The 18,821-nt window shown below is 63.7% G+C and carries 16 protein-coding genes; 2 read left to right on the top strand and 14 right to left on the bottom strand.

From position 1 onward, the window contains the following. Positions 1-111: 111 nt before the first annotated feature. Genes H040_RS03130 through zwf form a run of 3 tightly spaced genes read right to left on the bottom strand, consistent with a single transcriptional unit; the run spans position 112 to position 2,979 of the window. The gene (locus tag H040_RS03130; protein WP_027920154.1) at positions 112-792 is read right to left on the bottom strand and encodes a bifunctional 4-hydroxy-2-oxoglutarate aldolase/2-dehydro-3-deoxy-phosphogluconate aldolase; all 681 of its coding nucleotides are present in this window, start codon (positions 790-792) and stop codon (positions 112-114) included. A gap of 17 nt (positions 793-809) precedes the next feature. Next, positions 810-1,523 carry a 6-phosphogluconolactonase gene (pgl, locus tag H040_RS03125; RefSeq protein ID WP_027920155.1) on the bottom strand — a complete coding sequence of 238 codons (714 nt, stop codon included), beginning with the start codon at positions 1,521-1,523 and terminating at the stop codon, positions 810-812. Beyond that, a complete protein-coding gene (gene zwf, locus H040_RS03120) occupies positions 1,510-2,979 on the bottom strand; it encodes a glucose-6-phosphate dehydrogenase (protein ID WP_027920156.1) in 1,470 nt (489 codons plus the stop codon). Before zwf ends, pgl begins: the two co-directional genes overlap by 14 nt. Positions 2,980-3,190: 211 nt before the next feature. Here zwf and hexR point away from each other — a divergent pair, with 211 nt between their 5' ends. Beyond that, a complete protein-coding gene (hexR, locus tag H040_RS03115) occupies positions 3,191-4,054 on the top strand; it encodes a DNA-binding transcriptional regulator HexR (protein WP_177326722.1) in 864 nt (287 codons plus the stop codon). On the opposite strand, the gene H040_RS03110 is transcribed toward hexR, so the two are convergent. The 11 genes from H040_RS03110 to edd form a co-directional block, all read right to left on the bottom strand. Continuing rightward, entirely contained in the window at positions 4,047-4,901 is an 855-nt protein-coding gene (locus tag H040_RS03110; RefSeq protein WP_027920158.1) for a D-hexose-6-phosphate mutarotase, read from the bottom strand. The genes hexR and H040_RS03110 overlap by 8 nt on opposite strands. A 117-nt stretch (positions 4,902-5,018) precedes the next feature. Then, positions 5,019-6,362: a carbohydrate porin gene (locus H040_RS03105; protein ID WP_027920159.1), complete on the bottom strand. Its 1,344-nt coding sequence runs from the start codon at positions 6,360-6,362 to the stop codon at positions 5,019-5,021. Positions 6,363-6,403: 41 nt separating this feature from the next. After that, complete coding sequence (locus H040_RS03100; protein WP_027920160.1) at positions 6,404-7,558, bottom strand: ABC transporter ATP-binding protein; 1,155 nt, start codon at positions 7,556-7,558, stop codon at positions 6,404-6,406. A 3-nt stretch (positions 7,559-7,561) separates the two neighbouring features. After that, on the bottom strand, positions 7,562-8,419 hold the full coding sequence (locus tag H040_RS03095; RefSeq protein WP_027920161.1) for a carbohydrate ABC transporter permease: 858 nt from the start codon (positions 8,417-8,419) through the stop codon (positions 7,562-7,564). Further along, the gene (locus tag H040_RS03090) at positions 8,412-9,320 is read right to left on the bottom strand and encodes a carbohydrate ABC transporter permease (protein WP_027920162.1); all 909 of its coding nucleotides are present in this window, start codon (positions 9,318-9,320) and stop codon (positions 8,412-8,414) included. Before H040_RS03090 ends, H040_RS03095 begins: the two co-directional genes overlap by 8 nt. Positions 9,321-9,529: 209 nt before the next feature. Further along, positions 9,530-10,816 carry an ABC transporter substrate-binding protein gene (locus H040_RS03085; RefSeq protein ID WP_027920163.1) on the bottom strand — a complete coding sequence of 429 codons (1,287 nt, stop codon included), beginning with the start codon at positions 10,814-10,816 and terminating at the stop codon, positions 9,530-9,532. A gap of 104 nt (positions 10,817-10,920) precedes the next feature. Continuing rightward, complete coding sequence (locus tag H040_RS03080) at positions 10,921-12,171, bottom strand: D-mannose isomerase (RefSeq protein WP_027920164.1); 1,251 nt, start codon at positions 12,169-12,171, stop codon at positions 10,921-10,923. A gap of 101 nt (positions 12,172-12,272) precedes the next feature. Further along, entirely contained in the window at positions 12,273-13,727 is a 1,455-nt protein-coding gene (locus tag H040_RS03075) for an ATP-binding protein (RefSeq protein WP_027920165.1), read from the bottom strand. Then, positions 13,708-14,433, bottom strand: a complete 726-nt coding sequence (gene gltR / locus H040_RS03070; protein WP_027920166.1) for a two-component system response regulator GltR — start codon at positions 14,431-14,433, stop codon at positions 13,708-13,710. Before gltR ends, H040_RS03075 begins: the two co-directional genes overlap by 20 nt. A gap of 165 nt (positions 14,434-14,598) precedes the next feature. Further along, on the bottom strand, positions 14,599-15,558 hold the full coding sequence (locus tag H040_RS03065; RefSeq protein WP_027920167.1) for a glucokinase: 960 nt from the start codon (positions 15,556-15,558) through the stop codon (positions 14,599-14,601). After that, entirely contained in the window at positions 15,555-17,381 is a 1,827-nt protein-coding gene (gene edd / locus H040_RS03060; protein ID WP_027920168.1) for a phosphogluconate dehydratase, read from the bottom strand. The genes H040_RS03065 and edd overlap by 4 nt, the downstream gene beginning before the upstream one ends. Before the next feature lie 264 nt (positions 17,382-17,645). Between edd and gap the strand changes: the two genes are divergently transcribed. Further along, positions 17,646-18,647: a type I glyceraldehyde-3-phosphate dehydrogenase gene (gene gap / locus H040_RS03055; protein WP_027920169.1), complete on the top strand. Its 1,002-nt coding sequence runs from the start codon at positions 17,646-17,648 to the stop codon at positions 18,645-18,647. Positions 18,648-18,821: the final 174 nt, after the last annotated feature.

The following is an 18,821-nucleotide window of genomic DNA, read 5'->3' as shown; positions in this document are numbered from 1 at the left end:
CTGTGGGAGCGGGTTTACCCGCGAAAGGGCCGGCACAGGCAATATACAAATCCAAGGCAAAAAAAAGGGCGCCGACCAAGCGCCCCATAAGCCGTACAGCACACAACAGATTCAGTTGGCGTCCAGCAGCGCTATCGCCTCGGCACTGCACGCCTCGATCCGCGCCCAGTCGCCGTTCTTGATCCAGCTGCTGTCGAGCATCCAGGTACCGCCCACGCACATCACATTAGCCAGGGCCATGTAGTTACGCACGTTGGCCGGGTTGACGCCGCCAGTGGGGCAGAAGCGGATATCGCCGAACGGGCCGGCAAAAGCCTTGATCGCTGCCACGCCGCCGCTGATTTCCGCCGGGAACAGCTTGAAGCGGCGGTAGCCCAAGGCGTAGCCCATCATGATTTCGGACGGCGTGCTGATCCCCGGCAGCAGCGGGATCTCGCTGTCCACGCCCGCTTCCAGGATGTCCTGGGTGATGCCCGGCGTGACGACGAACTGCGCGCCAGCAGCCTCGACCGCAGCGAACATGCTGCGATCGAGCACGGTACCGGCACCGACGCACAGCTCCGGGCGCTGCTCACGCAGTACCTGGATGGCCTTCAGGCCATGCTGCGAGCGCAGGGTCACTTCCAAGGTGCGGATTCCGCCAGCAGCCAGGGCATCGGCCAGCGGCAGAATGTCTTGCTCACGGGCGATGGTGATTACCGGCAGGATGCGCGCCTTTTTGCAGATGGCATCGATCCGGGCGGCTTTATCCGCCATCGAAAGCTTTGGCTGTGGGCGTTCAAGGGTGGTCATGACAGTGGATCCTTGGCTCATGGGCACCAGTAGATGTCCAGGGGGTCGTGAAGAAAGGCGCGAATCGGCATTTCGGAAAGGTCGTTGCCCGCCAGCGCGGCGCGCAGGGTAGCGAGTTTGCCCGGGCCTTGCACGGACAGCGCGATGAACGCCGCACTGGCCAGGACAGAGCGGGTCAGCGACAGGCGCTGGTGCGGCACGCTCGGAGCCAGCATCGGCAGGCAACGACGCTTGCTGTCAGGGTCCAGGCCTTCAGCGAGGTTGGGGCTATTGGGGAACAGCGAGGCGGTATGGCCATCGTCGCCCATGCCCAGCACCAGTACGTCGATGGCGGGTAGCTCTGCCAAGGCCTGATCCGCGCTGGCTGCTGCCGCGTCGAGGTTTTCGGCCTGCTGATAGAGCCCGACGAAACGCGCCTTGGCCGCAGCGCCCTTGAGCAGATGGCGAGCCAGCAAGCCGGCGTTGCTGTCGGCGTGTTCCACTGGCACCCAGCGCTCGTCGGCCAGGCTGACGGTGACCTTGGCCCAGTCCAGCTGCTCGCTGGCCAGCTGTTCGAGAAACGGCACCGGGCTGCGGCCGCCGGACAGCACGACGCAGGCCTGGCCCTTGCTGGCAATGGCTGCGCGCAGGCGCTCGGCCACGTCGTGGGCCAAGGTTGCGGCCAGTGCCTGGGCATCTGCCAGATCGTGCACCTGCACGGTCGCTGGCAGCTTCAGTTCAGATATCGCCATACCACGCCCTCCCATCACGGGTGATCAATGCAATCGAGCTCATCGGCCCCCAGGAGCCCGCTGCGTAAGGCTTGGGCGCATCGCCCGCGTTACGCCAGCCGGCGATCAACTGGTCACACCACTTCCAGGCGTACTCGATCTCGTCCTTGCGCACGAACAGGTTCTGGTTGCCGCGCATCACTTCCAGCAGCAAGCGCTCGTAGGCATCCGGAATCCGCGTACTGCGCCAAGTGTCGGAAAAATTCAGCTGCAACGGGCCACTGCGCAGTTGCATGCCCTTGTCCAGGCCCTGCTCTTTGGTCATCACCCGCAAGGATATGCCTTCGTCCGGTTGCAGGCGGATGATCAGCTTGTTACCGACCTGCAAACGCTGCTCCGGGGCGAAGATGTAGTGCGGCGTTTCCTTGAAGTGGATGACGATCTGCGACAGTTTCTGCGGCATGCGTTTACCGGTACGCAGGTAGAACGGCACGCCCGACCAGCGCCAGTTGCGAATGTCGGCGCGCAGGGCAACGAAGGTTTCGGTGTCGCTCTGGGCGTTGGAATTGTCTTCTTCCAGGTAGCCAGGCACTGGCTTGCCGTCGCTGTAACCGGCGATGTACTGGCCACGCACCACGCTGGTGCTCAAAGCCTCACCGGTGATCGGCGCCAGCGCCTTGAGCACCTTTACCTTCTCGTCACGGATGCTGTCGGCCGACAGCTCGCTGGGCGGGTCCATGGCGATCAGGCAAAGCAGTTGCAGCAGGTGGTTCTGAATCATGTCGCGCAGCTGGCCGGCCTTGTCGAAGTAGCCCCAGCGGCCCTCGATGCCGACCTTCTCTGCCACGGTGATTTCCACGTGGGAGATGGAATTCTGGTTCCACTGGGTTTCGAACAGGCTGTTGGCAAAACGCAGGGCGATCAGGTTTTGCACCGTTTCCTTGCCCAGGTAGTGGTCGATGCGATAAACCCGGCTTTCCGGGAAGAAGCGCGCCACGGCATCGTTGACCCGCCGCGACGACTCCAGGTCATGGCCGATGGGTTTTTCCAGCACCACCCGGGTGCGCGCCGCCAGGCCAGCCTTGTCGAGGTTTTCGCAGATGGCACCGTAAACAGCCGCGGCCGTGGCAAAGTAGGCGATCAGCGGCTGCTCACCCGTCAGCTGCCCGGCCAACGCCACATAGCCCTCGGGCTGCAGGAAGTCCAGGTGCTGGTAGCGCAGGCGGCCAAGAAAACGCCCCAGCGCGGCAGGCTCGATATCGGCCTCGGCCACATGCCGGCGCAAGTGCGCTTCGATGGTGTTCAGGTGATCCTCGGCGCTGCCGGCCTCGCGGGCCAACGCCAGCAGGCGGGTGTCCGCGTGCAGGAGGTTGGCACGGTCGAGCTGGTAGAGCGCAGGAAACAGCTTGCGCAATGCCAGGTCGCCCAAGGCGCCAAACAGGGCAAAAGTGCAAGGTTCAACACTGATCGCAGCCATGATGTTGGTTCTTTCCTAAAGTTGGACTAGGAATACCGCTTTCACACACGGTTTTCAAGGGATAATGTAGTAAAAACCATAACATTACACACAAGCGTTACAGACAAGTGGTACGCCAATCACACCGACAGTACGATAGACGACCGTGCAAAAAGCCTGCTGCTCCCACAGCCGGCTGTCTTCCCGACCCAAGGACACACCCATGGACCGCGTGCGAAACCTCCTGGAACAGATCCAGGGCCGCCTCGACGAGCTGAACAAGGCCGAACGCAAAGTCGCCGAAGTCATCCTGCTCAACCCGCAACAAGCCACACGCTTCAGCATCGCCGCGCTGGCCCAGGCAGCCAAGGTCAGCGAACCGACCGTCAACCGCTTCTGCCGCTCGTTCGGCGTCAGCGGTTACCCAGAGCTCAAGCTGCAGCTGGCGCAGAGCCTGGCCAGCGGCGCGGCTTACGTGAGCCGTGCGGTGGAAGCCGACGACGACCCGGCAGCCTACACCCAGAAGATCTTTGGCAGCGCCATCGCCTCGCTCGACAGCGCCTGCCAGCAACTGGACCCGCAACAGGTCAGCCGCGCCGTGGACATGATGATCCAGGCCCGGCAGATCCACTTCTTCGGCCTCGGCGCCTCGGCCCCGGTAGCCCTCGATGCCCAGCACAAGTTCTTCCGCTTCAACCTCGCGGTATCGGCCCATGCCGACGTGCTGATGCAACGCATGCTGGCCTCGGTGGCACACACTGGCGACCTGTTCGTGATCATCTCTTACACCGGGCGCACCCGCGAACTGGTCGAAGTGGCGCGCCTGGCCCGGGAAAACGGCGCTTCGGTACTCGGCCTGACCGCCGCCGGTTCGCCGTTGGCCCAGGCTTGCAGCCTGAGCCTGCACATCCCGCTGCCGGAGGACACCGACATCTACATGCCGATGACCTCGCGAATCATCCAGCTGACCGTGCTCGACGTGCTGGCCACCGGCATGACCCTGCGCCGCGGCGTGGACTTCCAGCCGCACCTGCGCAAGATCAAGGAAAGCCTCAACGCCAGCCGCTACCCGATCGAAGACGACGAACTCAACTGAGCCGGTGTGCCTGCAACCGCAGGTGCGCACGCTGCCCCGGCGCCAGGCTCAGGCCCTCGCCACTGCCGCTGGCCGCCTCGACACAGACGAAGCCCTGGCACTCACGGCCGCTGACGCCCATCAGCGGCCGATTGCCCGGGTGCCAGACCACGGTGTCATCGCTGTCGCCGGTGTCGATGCACAGTTCCCGCTCCCAGGCCGGGTCCTGCAACTGCACGCGTGGCGTGCCTGGGTAGACTTTCTGGCACCCCCCCTTGAGCTTGAGTGCGCCCTCCTCACGACAGGCCTGGCGGTTCAGGCGGTCGTAACCTTCGATATCCTCGAGCCCAGACAGCGCTATCTCGGACACGTCACTGATACGCCAATAGGCCAGCAGCGCATGGCTCAGCTGGCACGGCTCGCTGTCCTGATGCTCGGTGCTCAGGCTCAGTTCCATGCGGTTGCCAAGCCTGGCGTGCAGGTCTACCTGCCAGTCGCACAGGTCCAGCCGCCACTTCAGGCTTACGCCCTCCTCGTCTTCACGGCTATCCACCAGCTTCCAGTCCAGCAAGCGTGCCCAGCCATGGGCCGGCCACAGATCTTCGCTAGGGTGGCGCCCATACCAGGGCCAGCAAACCGGCACACCACCACGAATGGCGCCCACTTGCGGCCATTGCTCGGCGCACCACAGCCACGGCCGCTCACCGGCTGGCTGGAAGTGCAGCAGTTGTGCACCCTGGCGGCTGAACACCGCCTGGCAACGGGGATGATCGATGATCAGCACATCGCGCTGCTGGTAACGCTCCCACTCGAACGTCGGCCGGGGCCGCTGCGAGGAAAAGAAGCGATGTAGCGGATGTTCGGGCATGGTTCCAAGCTCTTGTTGTTTGAGATAGCGCTATCTCGGCTTATTCCCGACAACCACTGCAAGCCAGTGGGTGCCGGGAGCCGAATTTGGATTGGCGTAAATTTACAACAAGTAGGCTTAGAAAGACGACTGAATCTTCAAACCTGCGACCAGCGCGTTGTCCACTTCGTCCACTGCGCCCGGGCTCTTGATGTACTGCAGGTTGGGCCGCACGGTCAGCCAGTTGGTGACGTGGAAGCCGTAGTAGAGCTCGGCGTTGTACTCGGTGCGCTGCAGCGGCACGAAGCCCAGGTTGTCGTAGTCATCGATACCACTTTGCGCATTGAGCAGCTCGGCGCGTTTCTTCACGTCGTCATTCACATGAATACGCGCCACGCCAAAGCCGATGTCGTCCTTGGGACGAGCGTCGAAGGCGCCTTTGTAGACCAGGCCGACCTGCTGGTAGTTGTCGACCACGTTGGTGGCCTTGTCGTGCACGGTGAAGTTGGCGAACAGGCTCAGGCCGCGATTGATGTCACCGCCGTGGGCAGTCACCTGCTGCTGCGCCACTACCCACCAGCCGTGCTTGCTCGAGTGCGACTTGAAGTCCTGCCCGGTGACCGCCTGCGGGTTGCCGTTGACGTCTTCGAACACGTCATCGGCCTTGGCCGTGCTGTAGTAGTAACCCAGGCGGTATTCGCCCGGCAGGTCATTGACCTTGGGCGACCAGACCATTTCCACCGGCAGGATCGCGCCCTTGGTGCCGCTGCCGCTGAGCTTGAAGCCGTTGCCGGTCTCCAGGTTCGACGGGTTCTGCTCGAAGGCACCGACCTGGACGAAGAATTCCGGGGTGATGTTGTACTTGACCCGCAGCGCCCATTGGCTGACCGGCCAGTTGTACCAGATGCCGCCGACCCAGTTGCCCACCTGCGAGCCGCAGAAGGCCAGGTTCTGGAAGTCGCAGGGGAAACTGTTGAAGTCCTCGCCCTCACCGAAGCGGCCGACTTTCACGTCCAGCGCGCCGTCGAAATACTTCTGCTTGACCCACATCTGCGTCAGGCGCCAGGTCTGGCCGCGGCCCCACACTTCCTGCACCGAACTGAACTGCCCGGCGCGCGGGTCACTGATGCGGTCATTGGACAGGTTGCGGCCACTGCGCTCGGTGATCGCCAGCTTGAACTCGGCATCGTGCCAGCCAAGGATCTTTTGCAGGTCCAGGTGCGCGCCGAGGGCGAACTGGTCACTGTAGCGCGCGGTCTTGTCGTCGTTGTAGCCGCCATGCAGGTTGCCAGCCACCTCGCCAACGTAGTCGAGGGTGAGGTCGTAGCCCTTGTCCAGCAGCGCGGTGCGGGTGCCGCCCCAATCACCGGTCATCCATTTCGATTCGCTGGAAAATGCCTCGGCAGCCTGCACGCCACTGCTGCCGACCACAGCGAGCAGGGCCAGTGAACCCAAGGTCCTGATGCGATTGCGCTGTTCCATCCCTTTGCGTCCTCTTTTTTCTTATTGATGGTGTAGACGAGTTAGCGGCCTTTGAAGTGAGCCACGTTGTCCTTTACGGCGGTGTTGCTGCTGGCCAGGTGCAAACGTTCACCGCTGCCGGCGTCGAACAGCAGCACCCGGGCCGGGTCGAACTGCAGGTTCAGGCTGTCGCCCACACGGCAGGCAATGTCCGGCGCCAGGCGACAGCAGACCTTGGTCTGGTTGAGCGTGACGAACACCAACAGGTCTGGCCCAGTGGGCTCGGTCACCTGCACTTCGGCGCGGATACCCGGCAGGCTGTTGCCCTCGCTTGCACCCAGGGCGATCTGTTCGGGACGGATGCCGAGCATGATCTGGCGACCATCAAGGTCATCGCTGGCCGGCCCCAACGGCAGTTCGCAGCGCGCCTGGCCACTGTCGAGCACCGCCAGCAGGCGCCCTTCCTGCTTGCTCAGGCGCACTGGAATGAAATTCATCGGCGGCGAACCGATGAAGCTGGCGACGAACTGGTTGGCCGGGTCGCTGTAGATCTGCTGCGGCGTGCCGAATTGCTGGATGATGCCGTCCTTCATCACCGCCACCTTGTCGCCCAGGGTCATGGCCTCGATCTGATCGTGGGTGACATACACCGTGGTGGTTTTCAGGCGCTGGTGCATCAGTTTCATTTCAGTGCGCATCTCGACCCGCAGCTTCGCGTCGAGGTTGGACAGCGGCTCGTCGAACAGGTAGATCTTCGGCCGCCGCGCCAGCGCCCGGCCCATGGCCACACGTTGCTGCTGGCCACCGGAAAGCTGTGCCGGCTTGCGCGCGAGCAGGTGCTCGATCTGCAGCAGCTTGGCCACCCGCGCCACCTCTTCGTCGATGGCTGCCTGGGGCATCTTGCGGATCTTCAGGCCAAATTCGATGTTCTCGCGCACGCTCATGGTCGGGTACAGCGCATAGGACTGGAACACCATGGCGATGTCGCGATCCTTGGGGCTCATGCCGCTGACGTCCTGATCATCGATGAGGATCGCGCCGCCGGTGATGTGCTCAAGGCCGGCGATGCAGTTCATCAGGGTCGACTTGCCGCAGCCCGAAGGGCCGACCAGGATCAGGAACTCGCCATCCTTGATCGACAGCTGAATATCCTTGAGGGTGTCCGGCAAGCCGCTGCCGTAGGTCTTGTTCACATTGCGAAGTTCGAGCGTTGCCATGACTTACCCCTTGACCGCGCCAGCCGTGAGCCCGCGGACGAAATATTTGCCTGCCACCACGTAGACCAGCAGGGTTGGCAGGCCGGCGATCATCGCCGCTGCCATGTCGACGTTGTATTCCTTGGCCCCGGTGCTGGTGTTGACCAGGTTGTTCAAGGCCACGGTGATCGGTTGCGAGTCGCCGCTGGAGAACACCACGCCAAACAGGAAGTCGTTCCAGATCTGGGTGAACTGCCAGATCAGGCAGACCATGATGATCGGCGTCGACATCGGCAGGATGATGCGGCGGAAGATGGTGAAGAAACCGGCGCCATCCAGGCGCGCGGCCTTCACCAGAGCATCGGGAATGCTCACGTAGAAATTGCGGAAGAACAGCGTGGTGAATGCCAGGCCGTAGACCACGTGCACCAGCACCAGGCCGGTGGTGGTGCTGGCCAGCCCCAGCTTGCCGAGGGTGAACGACGCCGGCAGCAACACGGTCTGGAATGGCAGGAAGCAACCGAACAGCAACAGGCCGAAGAACAGCTGCGAGCCGCGGAAACGCCACATCGACAGCACATAGCCGTTCAGTGCGCCGAGGGTGGTTGAGATCAGCACCGCCGGCACGGTGATCATGATCGAGTTCCAGAAGTAACCACTGACCGTGCCCCAGGCCTTGACCCAGCCGATGCCGGTGACCACGGTGGGCCAGCTGAGCAGGTTGCCGGTGCTGATGTCTTCCGGGGACTTGAAGCTGGTCAGCAGCATCACCACCAGCGGCACCAGGTACAGCAGCACGGCAAGCAGCAGCACGGCATGGATGGCGATGCGGCTCAGGGTCAGCGCCGGCCTGTCGGCAGGAGCCTGTGATGAACTATGCATGGCGCTTGCTCCGCAGTTCCGAGTACAGGTACGGCACGAGGATCGCCAGGATCGCCCCGAGCATGAGGATGGCGCTGGCCGAGCCCATGCCCATCTGGCCGCGGCTGAAGGTGAAGGAGTACATGAACATGGCTGGCAGGTCGGACGAATAACCCGGCCCACCGGCAGTCATCGCCGCCACCAGGTCGAAGCTCTTGATGGCGATGTGCGCAAGGATCATCAACGAGCTGAAGAACACCGGGCGCAGGCTGGGCAGCACCACGGTCCAGTAAATGCGCGGCAGGCTGGCACCGTCGATCTGCGCGGCGCGGATGATCGACTGGTCGACCCCGCGCAGTCCGGCGAGGAACATCGCCATGATGAAGCCCGATGCCTGCCACACGGCGGCGATCACCAGGCAGTACACAACCCGGTCAGGGTCGATCAGCCAGTCCAGGCGAAAGCCCTCCCAACCCCAGTCGCGCAGCAGCTTGTCCAGGCCCATGCCGGGGTTGAGCAGCCATTTCCAGGCGGTACCGGTGACGATCATCGACAGCGCCATGGGGTACAGGTAGATGGTGCGGATGAAGCCTTCGCGGCGGATGCGCTGGTCCAGCAGTACTGCCAGCAGCACACCGATGACCAGGCTGATGGCGATGAACAGGCCGCCGAACAGCATCAGGTTCTTGCTCGCCACCCACCAGCGGTCGTTGTCGAACAGCCGGGCGTATTGCGCCAGGCCCGCCCACTTGTAGGTCGGCAGGAAGGTCGAGGTGGTGAAGGACAGGACGAAGGTCCACAGGATGTAACCGTAGAAGCCCACCAGGACGATGAACATGCTCGGTGCCAGTACCAGTTTCGGTAGCCAGCGCTGCAGCGCGTCCAGGGGAGAGGCCCGCAGTTGGGCGGTTGCTGTTGTCATGGGTCACCTTTCAGGCGCTGCAACACTCTGTAGGGGCGGCCTTGCCGGGGCGCCGGACCGGTCGGAAAGGGCTGCGCAGCAGCCCCAATTCGGTGCGCTCGATCTGCCAGGTAGGTGGTGGACTTGAGTCCTTGGGGCTGCTGCGCAGCCCTTTCCGACCGGTCCGGCGCCCCGGCAAGGCCGCTCCTACAACGGGGATCGCTCGACCTTTACTGCGCAGCCTTGATCGCCGCCGCCAGCTTCTTCGCCGCATCGGCCGGGTCGGCCTTGGGGTCGTTGATGTAGTTGGTCACCACATCGAAGAATGCGCCCTGCACGGCCAGCGTGGTGGCCATGTTGTGCGCCATGCTCGGCTGCAGGCCGCCGGTCTTGGCGTCGGCGAGGAAGTCCTTGGCGGAGGTCTGGGCGCAGGCGTCGAAGCCGTACTTGCTCATGTCGGCGAGCATGTCGTTACGCACCGGGATCGAGCCCTTGTTGATGCTGAAGACCTTCTGGAAGTCCTGGCCCAGGACCTTGCGGGCGATGTCCTGCTGGCCAGCAGCAGTGCCCTTGTCGTTCTGCTTGAATACCACCAGCGAGTCGATGTTGTAGAGGAAGGCCTTTTCGGTGCCAGGGAACGGCACGCACTGGTAATCCTTGCCGGCGGTCTTCTTGGCCAGGGTCCATTCGCTCTTGGCCCAGTCGCCCATGATCTGCATGCCGGCCTTGCCGTTGATGACCTTGGCCGCCTCCAGGTTCCAGTCCTGGCCCTTGCCATCAGGGTCCATGTAGGTAGCGACCTTCTTCAGTTCGCTGAGCGCCTTGACCATCTCGGGGCCGGTGAGCGCCGCTTCGTCCAGATCGACCATGGCCTTCTTGTAGCCCTCTGGCCCCATCACGGCCAGCACCACGCTTTCGAACACGGTGCTGTCCTGCCAAGGCTGGCCGCCGTGGGCGAGCGGGATGAAACCGGCACCCTTGAGCTTGTCGGCGGCGGCATAGAATTCGTCGAGGGTAGTCGGCGCCTTGTCGATGCCGGCCTTCTTGAATACCTCAGGGTTGATCCACAGCCAGTTGATGCGGTGGATATTGACCGGCACAGCGACATAGTTACCGTCAAACTTCACGGTGTCGGCGACCTTTTTGTCGAGCAGCGCGTCCCACTTTTCTTCCTTGGCAACGTCCTTGAGCACGTCTTCATCGAGCAGGCCGGTGGCAGCCCAGTCCTGGATGTCCGGCCCCTTGATCTGCGCGACGCCAGGCGGATTGCCGGCTACTGCGCGGCTCTTGAGCACGGTCATGGCCGTGGCACCACCGCCACCTGCAACCGCGCCGTCCTTCCAGGTGAAGCCATCTTTCTCGACTTGGGCCTTGAGTACATCCACAGCGGCTTTTTCACCACCGGAGGTCCACCAGTGCACCACTTCGACGCTGCCTTTGGATTCGGCGGCGAACGCACTGAGTGGCAGGAACGAGGCGAGGGAGATCGCGGCGGCGAGGCGGAGGGTCGAATTCATCGGAGTACCTTTCTTGTTGTTATGCGGGGCAAGTCGGTCGCTTGCATTGCATGAAGTCTAATCAGCGCGCCCGCCTCGTCAGGTAACGAAGCGATGCGCGAATGTCATCGTTTGGTTACATAACGCGAAATGGCCGTCGCCAGGCTGGGTGCCAATGGCAAGCCCGGCAGCAGCACCGCCTGATAAGCGTGATACAGGTCCGGCTTGCCCGGCCAGAGGGTGCCGGCAGGGTGGTTGTACGCGTCGAGTTCGTGGTGCCAGCTGCCGCCGGCACGGTCTATGAAATGGTTGTCGATGAACCCCCAGAAACATTGATACCACTGCTCGTAACGGGCTTCACCGGTTCTGCGCAACAGCGCGGCGGCTGCGGCGCACGCCTCGGCATGCACCCAGTGCAGGCGCTGCCTGACGACCGGGCGGTTGTCCCAGTCCAACGTGTAGACGAAGCCAGGCTCACCATCGACGCTCCAGCCGTGGCGACAGGCGCTGTCGAACAAGCCATGGGCGCAGGCTAGCAGCCATTCGGGTGCGGGCAGCCCGGCAAGCTGGAGGCTGGCCTCCAGGTGCAGCAGCAGGCGCGCCCATTCCAGCGCGTGCCCGGGCGTTGTGCCATAAGGGCGGAAGTGGTCGGCGGGATGCTCCAGGTTGTAGTGCGGCACTGGCTGCCAGAATGCGTCGAAATGCTCGATGACCCGATAGCCGTTGGCGGCGGCATGGGTGTGGATGATGCGCTCGGCAATGCGCAACGCCCTTTGCAGCCACAGCGTGTTGCCGGTGGCATCGGCCAGGGCCAGGAACGCCTCGGTGGCGTGCATGTTGCTGTTGGCGCCACGGTAGGCTTCAGGCATCTGCCAGGCGCGCGAGAAGGTTTCACGCAGGGCGCCCTCCTGCTCGCACCAGAAGTGGCCTTCGATGACTCGCACAGCGTCCGCCAGCAACTGCGCGGCACCGGCCGTGCCGGCCACTTTGGCGGAACTGGCAGCCAGCGCGACGAAAGCATGCAGGTAAGCGGCCTTGCCACTGTCTTGGCGGCCTTCGGGGTGCGCGAACCAGCCATCGTAGGTGGCATCGTGCAACACCCCGCGCAAGGCCGCGACACCATGCTCGGCGTAAGCCAGGCACCCTGGCATACCCTGGATGTGCGCGACAGCGAAGCAATGTGTCATGCGCGCGGTGCTCATGGTTTCGGCGGCGGCATCAGGCGCCAGGTTGCCAGAGGCTTCGAGGTTGCCGAAGCCGCCTGGCAACTTCGACGCCTTGGCGAAGGCCAGCAGGCGCCGCCCTTCGGCCATGAGCCAGGCAGCATGGACAGGCGAGTCCAGCCAACTGCCAAAGGGGAGGTCGTTATGCTTCATGGGCCAGCGCGTTCCTTGCCAGTCGTCTGCGAAGTCTAGCCAGCCGTCCTGGTCGGCATGTCACGAAGGACAGCTGTTGTGTCACCAGTCTGTGACACGCCTCAATCCATGCCTCTGGGCAGGTACAGCGTCACCCGCAAACCGCCTTCGCGCAGGTTGAGCAGACTCACCTCGCCGCCATGGCTATGGGCAATGTTGCGCGCGATACCCAGGCCCAGACCGTAGCCCTGCTGCTTCCCGGCCAGGCGAAAATGCGGCTCGAACACTTGCTCCATCTGCTGCTGGGGCACGCCGGGCCCTTGGTCATCCACCTGCAAGACGAAGCCCTCGGCACTGTCGATGATACGCAGGCGCGCCCGCTCGCCATACTTGATGGCATTGTCGATCAGGTTGCCGATACAGCGGCGCAGGGCCAGCGGTTTGCCCGGGTACGGCGCCATGGCTCGCCCTTCGACGGTGATACGGCCGTCACCCAGATACGGCTCTACGAGAATCTCCAGCACCTGGTTGAGGTCGATCGGCTCGATGTTCTCGTGGATGTCGGTGTCCTTCACGCACTGCAGCGCCCCCTTGACCAGCAGCTCCAGCTCATCCAAGTCGTGGCTGAACTTGGCCTGCAGGCGTTCGTCCTCGAGCAGCTCCACGCGCAGGCGCAAGCGCGTGATCGGTGTGCGCAGGTCGTGGGAAATCGCGCTGAACAACTGGGAACGCTCGGTCAGGTAACGGCTGATGCGCTCACGCATGCTGTTGAACGCCCGCCCCACTTCCACCACCTCGCTGCCGCCGCCTTCGGCCACCGGTGCCACATCGGCGCCCAGTGACAGTTCACGGGCGGCACGCGCCAGCCGCTTGAGCGGCCAGCTCTGCCAGTGCACCAGCAAGCCGATGAACAGCAGCAGCAAAGCGGTGGTCAGCACGATGAAACCGATCTGCTGGCGTGGCAGGCGTTCGGCCTCAAGGCTGGTATAGGGCTCGGGCAGCAAGGATGCGATGTAAAGCCATTCGCCTTGGTCAAGACGGATCTGGGTCACCAGCACTGGCGGGTTGAGGGGCTCTAGGGTCAGCGAGTAATGCGCCCACGAACGCGGCAGCTCATCAAGCTTCAGGCCACTGTTGAAGATGCGCAGGTCATCGGGGGCGACGAACTCGACGCAGACCTCCATCTGCTCGCCCAGGCGCTCGTGCAGTACCTGCTGGAACACGTCGATCACCGCCTGCTTGCGCGGGGTGATGGCTAACACCGGCATGTCCAGCGGCTTGTCGTTGAGCGACACGAAGAAGCGCGTGCCACCCATGCTGCGCAACTGGTCGAGTACCATCGGCCGATAGGCCACCGGCAGCGAGCGGAAGTAGCTGACGCTGGCGCTCATGGAATGGGCCAGGCTCCCGGCACTGGCACGCAGGCCCTGCAATTGGCTGGCGCGCAACTGGGCGACCCAGATGAGGCTCGACAGGCCCTGAGCCAGCAGTACCACCAGCAAGGTCAGCAGCAGCATGCGCCCCAGCAGCGAGCGCGGCAGCAGGCGCCAGCGCCGCTCAGGAAGCGCAGCAGACATGGGCAGCCAGCAGGTAACCACTGCCACGCACGGTGCGGATCAGCCGCGGCGGCTTGTCGGTGTCGCGCAGGCGCTGGCGCAGGCGGCTGACCGCCATGTCGACAATACGGTCCAGCGGCATCGGCTCGCGGCCGCGGGTGGCGTTGCCGATGGTGTCGCGGTCGAGAATCTGCTGCGGGTGATCGAGAAACAGTTTGAGCAGGGCAAAGTCGGCACCGGACAGAATCACCTCTTCGCCATCGCGATGGAACAGGCGGTGGCTGATGGTATCCAGGCGCCAGTCATCGAAGGCCAGCACGGAGCTGGCTGGCGCGGCCTGGCCGAACTCGCTGCGGCGCAACAGGGCCTTGATGCGCGCCTGTAATTCACGCGGGCTGAATGGCTTGCCCAGGTAGTCGTCGGCGCCCAGCTCCAGGCCGATGACGCGGTCGGCCTCGTCGGAGCTGGCCGTCAGCATGATGATCGGCACCCGCGACTGGCGAGGATGCTGGCGCACCCAGCGGCACAGGCTGAAACCGTCTTCGTCGGGCAGCATGACGTCGAGGATCACCAGGTCGCAGGGGGTGCTTTCCAGGGCCCGGCGAAAGCCCTGACCATCGGCCTCGGCAAGGACCTGGAAGCCGGCGCGGCTCAGGTAGGTTTGCAGCAGTTCACGAATTTCCTGATCGTCGTCGACCATCAGGATGGATTTTCCGGCAGTGCTCAAGGTATCCCGCCCTCTTGTTAATCACAGGTCTTCATCGCCTGCTCTCGGGTATTGCAGTCGGGGGCCGCAGCGCAGCCCTATCGCGACACAAGGCCGCTCCTACAGGGATCGCGCCATTCTGTAGGAGCGGCCATGTGTCGCGAAAGGGGCGCAGAGCGGCCCCCGTCAGTGATCCAATGATTGCTGTAATGCCACTCCGGCCCCCAGCAGTCCAGAGAATTCCGCTGTCACCAGCCACACCGGTACCCCGGCGAAGTAGCCACTCATGCAGCCCTTGTCGGCAAAACTCTGGGCAAAGCCACTGCGCAGGAACAGTTCGGCAAAGCGCGGGATCACCCCGCCGACAATATAAACCCCGCCGCGCGCGCCCAAGGTAAGCACATTGTTACCAGCCACGCGCCCGAGGAATCGGCAGAACTGCTCGACCACCGCCAGCGCCCGTGGCTCGCCACCCAGCGCCGCATCAGTGACCTGCGCCGGGGATGTGTGTCGCGGCGTGTCGCCATCCAGCGCACACATAGCCTGGTACAGGCGTACCAGGCCTCCGCCACTGAGTACCGTCTCGGCACTGACGTGGCCGATCTGGCTGTGCATCTGCTGATGGATCGCTGCTTCGCGGGCGTTACCCACCGGCAGGTCGACATGCCCGCCTTCACCTGGCAACGCCTGCCAGTGCTGCTCGCCCAGGCGCAACAGGCTGCCGACGCCCAGGCCGGTGCCCGGGCCGATCACCAGCGCGGGCCGCGCAGGGTCCGCCTTGCCTGGGCAGACCTCGCGGTACTCACCAGGTTGCAGGCGGGTCATGCCCAGGGCCTGGGCAGAAAAGTCGTTGATCAGCAGCAGCCGCTCGACCTGCAAGGCCTGGCAAAACGCCTTGTGACTGAGCCGCCAGTGGTTGTTGGTGAAGCGGAATTCATCACCATCGACTGGCCCCGCCACCGCCAGGCATACCGCCGCCAGGCCACCACGGGCAATACCCTGACCCTGCAGGTAGGCCTCGATGGCTTGCTCCGGGCTGGTGTAGTCCGCCGTAGCGAAAACCTTCACCTGGTACAGCTGGTTGTCACGCCACAACGCAAAACGGGCATTGGTGCCACCGATGTCGCCAACCAGCAGGTCCTTCATTTGAGGTTCTCCAGGGCCGAGGTGAAGGCGCTCGCACCCTGCTCTGCCGGGCTGAACGCCATACGCATGAAGCCGAACAGCTCACGGCCGCAGCCCAGGTCGTTGCCCTGGGGCGCGGGCGGCAGGTCACGGCTGGCCAGCTCTTCTGCCGACACCATGACCCGCAGCGTGCCTTCGACGCCATCGACCCGCACGATATCACCATCACGCACGCGTGCCAGCGGGCCACCATCGAACGCTTCGGGGCAGACGTGGATGGCCGCCGGGATCTTGCCAGAGGCGCCCGACATTCGCCCGTCGGTCACCAGTGCGACCTTGTAGCCGCGGTCCTGCAACACACCGAGGAACGGCGTCAACTTGTGCAGCTCGGGCATGCCATTGCAACGCGGGCCCTGGAAGCGCACCACGGCAACGAAATCGCGCTCCAGCTCACCGGCCTTGAAAGCATCGGCCAGCGACTGCTGGTCTTGGAACACCCGCGCCGGCGCCTCGACCACCTGGTGCTCAGGGGCTACCGCAGAAACCTTCATCACGCCACGGCCCAGGTTGCCTTCCATCACCCGCAGGCCGCCTTCGGCCGAGAATGGCCGCGCCACCGGGCGCAGGATGCTCTCATCCAGGCTCTGCCTTGGCCCTTCGCGCCATACCAGTTTGCCGTCGTCGAGGAACGGCTCCTGGGTGTAGCGGCGCAGGCCGTGCCCGGCCACGGTGTTGACGTCTTCATGCAGCAGGCCGGCATCGAGCAGTTCACGGATCAGGAAGGCCATGCCGCCAGCGGCCTGGAAATGGTTGATGTCGGCCTTGCCGTTGGGGTAGACGTGGGACAGGGTCGGCACCACCTCGGACAGGTCGGCCATGTCCTGCCAGGTCAGCTGGATGCCGGCTGCCTGGGCGATCGCCGGGATGTGCAGGGTGTGGTTGGTCGAGCCGCCGGTGGCGTGCAGGGCCACGATGGAGTTGACCAGCGCCTTCTCGTCGACGATCTCGCCCAGCGGCATGAAGCTGCCGCTGGCCTTGGTCATGCGCGTGACCTGCTGCGCCGCCTCGGCGGTAAGGGCATCGCGCAGCGGGGTGTACGGATTGACGAACGAGGCGCCGGGCAGGTGCAGGCCCATGACTTCCATCACCAACTGGTTGGTGTTGGCAGTGCCGTAGAAGGTACAGGTGCCAGGGCTGTGGTAGGAGTTCATTTCCGATTCAAGCAGTTCCTCGCGCGTGGCCTTGCCCTCGGCATAGCGCTGGCGCACGTCGGCTTTCTGCTTGTTGGAAATGCCGGAAACCATCGGCCCGCCCGGGACGAAAATGGTCGGCAGGTGACCGAAGCGCAGCGCACCCATCATCAGGCCGGGGACGATCTTGTCGCAGATGCCGAGCATCAACGCGGCGTCGAACATGTTGTGCGACAGCGCGACCGCAGTGGACATGGCGATCACTTCGCGGCTGGCGATGGCCAGCTCCATGCCCGGCTCGCCCTGTGTCACACCATCGCACATGGCTGGCACCCCCCCGGCGAACTGGCCGACCGAACCGACCTCGCGCAAGGCCTGCTTGATCTGGTCAGGGAAATGCAAGTACGGCTGGTGCGCCGAGAGCATGTCGTTGTAGGCCGAAACGATGGCGACGTTGGCCGCGTTCATCAGCCGCAGGGTCTGCTTGTCCTCGGCGCCACAACCGGCCACACCGTGGGCGAAGTTGGCGCATTGCAGGCTGGCACGCATGGGGCCGTCACTGGCCGCGCCACGAATCAGCTGCAGGTAGCGCTCGCGGGTGGCACGGCTACGTTCGATCAGCCGCTGGGTGACCTCAAGGATGCGCGGGTGCATGTACTGGACTCCAGGCTAATTGTAAGGGCGGTTTACCGGGCATTTCCCCTCCAAACGATTGCGGCCTAGGCTCAAGGTAGAGGGGCTCGCAACATCGGGGAGGCACTGCGCCCAACCACTCGTTGTATGTTTAAACAAAATACTGCCATCAAAAAGGCTTGTTTTCTATCGGCCAGTGAATAATCTTGTAATTCCAACAACAAAACCGTTTCAGTGAAGCGTCTTTGTGCCACAGCTTTCACTCGGACCGCCAGAGGTACTGCCATGACCCTACGTATCGCCATCAATGGATTCGGCCGCATCGGGCGCAATGTCCTGCGCGCACTGTATACCCAAGGCTACCGCCAGGACCTGCAGGTCGTCGCCATCAATGATCTGGGTGACAGCGCGATGAACGCCCACCTTCTCAAATATGACAGCGTGCACGGCACGTTCGATGCCGTGGTCGAAGCCGACCATGAGAGCCTGACGGTCAATGGTGACCGTATCGCGGTCAGCGCCATCCGCAACCCGGCCGAGCTGCCCTGGAAGGCCGAAGCGATCGATGTGGTGTTCGAATGCACCGGGCTGTTTACCGACCGCGCCAAGGCCGCCGCGCACCTGGCTGCCGGGGCCTCCAAGGTGATCGTCTCAGCGCCGGGCAAGGGTGTCGATGCCACCGTGGTGTACGGGGTCAACCACGATATTTTGCGGGCTTCGCACCAGGTCATTTCCAACGCTTCGTGCACCACCAACTGCCTGGCGCCGATCGCCCAGGTGCTGCACCGCGAGTTCGGCATCGAACAGGGGCTGATGACCACGATCCACGCCTACACCAACGACCAGGTGCTGACCGACGTCTACCACAGCGACCCGTACCGCGCCCGCTCGGCCACCCAGTCGATGATTCCAAGCAAGACTGGCGCCGCCGAGGCCGTGGGCCTGGTGCTGCCGGAGCTGGCCGGCAAGCTCACCGGTATGGCCGTGCGGGTACCGGTGATCAACGTCTCACTGGTCGACCTTACCGTCAACCTCAAGCGCGAGGCCAGCGCCGAGCAGGTCAACCAGTTGTTCCTCGAAGCCAGCCGGCACTCCAAGGTGCTCGGCTACAACGCCCTGCCGCTGGTGTCGTGCGACTTCAACCACAACCCGTTGTCGTCGATCTTCGATGCCAACCATACCCGCGCCAACGGGCGGATGCTCAAGGTGCTGGCCTGGTATGACAACGAGTGGGGGTTCTCCAACCGCATGCTGGACAACTGCCTGGCATTGGCCAGCGCTCGCTGAACCTGGCGGGTTTATGCGGCCTTTGTGGCAGCGGCCTTGTGTCGCGAAAGGGCCGCAAAGCGGCCCCCGGGCATGAGCGCTGTTGCACATTTCAGGGGGCTGCTTTGCAGCCCTTTCGCGACACAAGGCCGCTCCTGCACGGGACCGCACAAGGCTGAAGAACTCACAATCTTT

This window comes from Pseudomonas sp. URMO17WK12:I7 (assembly GCF_003269045.1).
Lineage (GTDB): Bacteria > Pseudomonadota > Gammaproteobacteria > Pseudomonadales > Pseudomonadaceae > Aquipseudomonas > Aquipseudomonas putida_J.
The sequence above is the reverse complement of the archived record's forward strand: the minus strand, read 5'-3'. Positions and strand labels throughout refer to the sequence as shown.

Coding starts and splice junctions, on each gene's coding strand:
- H040_RS03110 (WP_027920158.1), bottom strand. CDS start 4,901: ATGCCCGAACATCCGCTACATCGCTTCTTTTCCTCGCAGCGGCCCCGG.
- gap (WP_027920169.1), top strand. CDS start 17,646: ATGACCCTACGTATCGCCATCAATGGATTCGGCCGCATCGGGCGCAAT.
- H040_RS03090 (WP_027920162.1), bottom strand. CDS start 9,320: ATGACAACAGCAACCGCCCAACTGCGGGCCTCTCCCCTGGACGCGCTG.
- H040_RS03065 (WP_027920167.1), bottom strand. CDS start 15,558: ATGAAGGACCTGCTGGTTGGCGACATCGGTGGCACCAATGCCCGTTTT.
- H040_RS03080 (WP_027920164.1), bottom strand. CDS start 12,171: ATGAAGCATAACGACCTCCCCTTTGGCAGTTGGCTGGACTCGCCTGTC.
- zwf (WP_027920156.1), bottom strand. CDS start 2,979: ATGGCTGCGATCAGTGTTGAACCTTGCACTTTTGCCCTGTTTGGCGCC.
- pgl (WP_027920155.1), bottom strand. CDS start 1,523: ATGGCGATATCTGAACTGAAGCTGCCAGCGACCGTGCAGGTGCACGAT.
- H040_RS03075 (WP_027920165.1), bottom strand. CDS start 13,727: ATGTCTGCTGCGCTTCCTGAGCGGCGCTGGCGCCTGCTGCCGCGCTCG.
- edd (WP_027920168.1), bottom strand. CDS start 17,381: ATGCACCCGCGCATCCTTGAGGTCACCCAGCGGCTGATCGAACGTAGC.
- H040_RS03105 (WP_027920159.1), bottom strand. CDS start 6,362: ATGGAACAGCGCAATCGCATCAGGACCTTGGGTTCACTGGCCCTGCTC.
- H040_RS03085 (WP_027920163.1), bottom strand. CDS start 10,816: ATGAATTCGACCCTCCGCCTCGCCGCCGCGATCTCCCTCGCCTCGTTC.
- H040_RS03130 (WP_027920154.1), bottom strand. CDS start 792: ATGACCACCCTTGAACGCCCACAGCCAAAGCTTTCGATGGCGGATAAA.
- H040_RS03100 (WP_027920160.1), bottom strand. CDS start 7,558: ATGGCAACGCTCGAACTTCGCAATGTGAACAAGACCTACGGCAGCGGC.
- H040_RS03095 (WP_027920161.1), bottom strand. CDS start 8,419: ATGCATAGTTCATCACAGGCTCCTGCCGACAGGCCGGCGCTGACCCTG.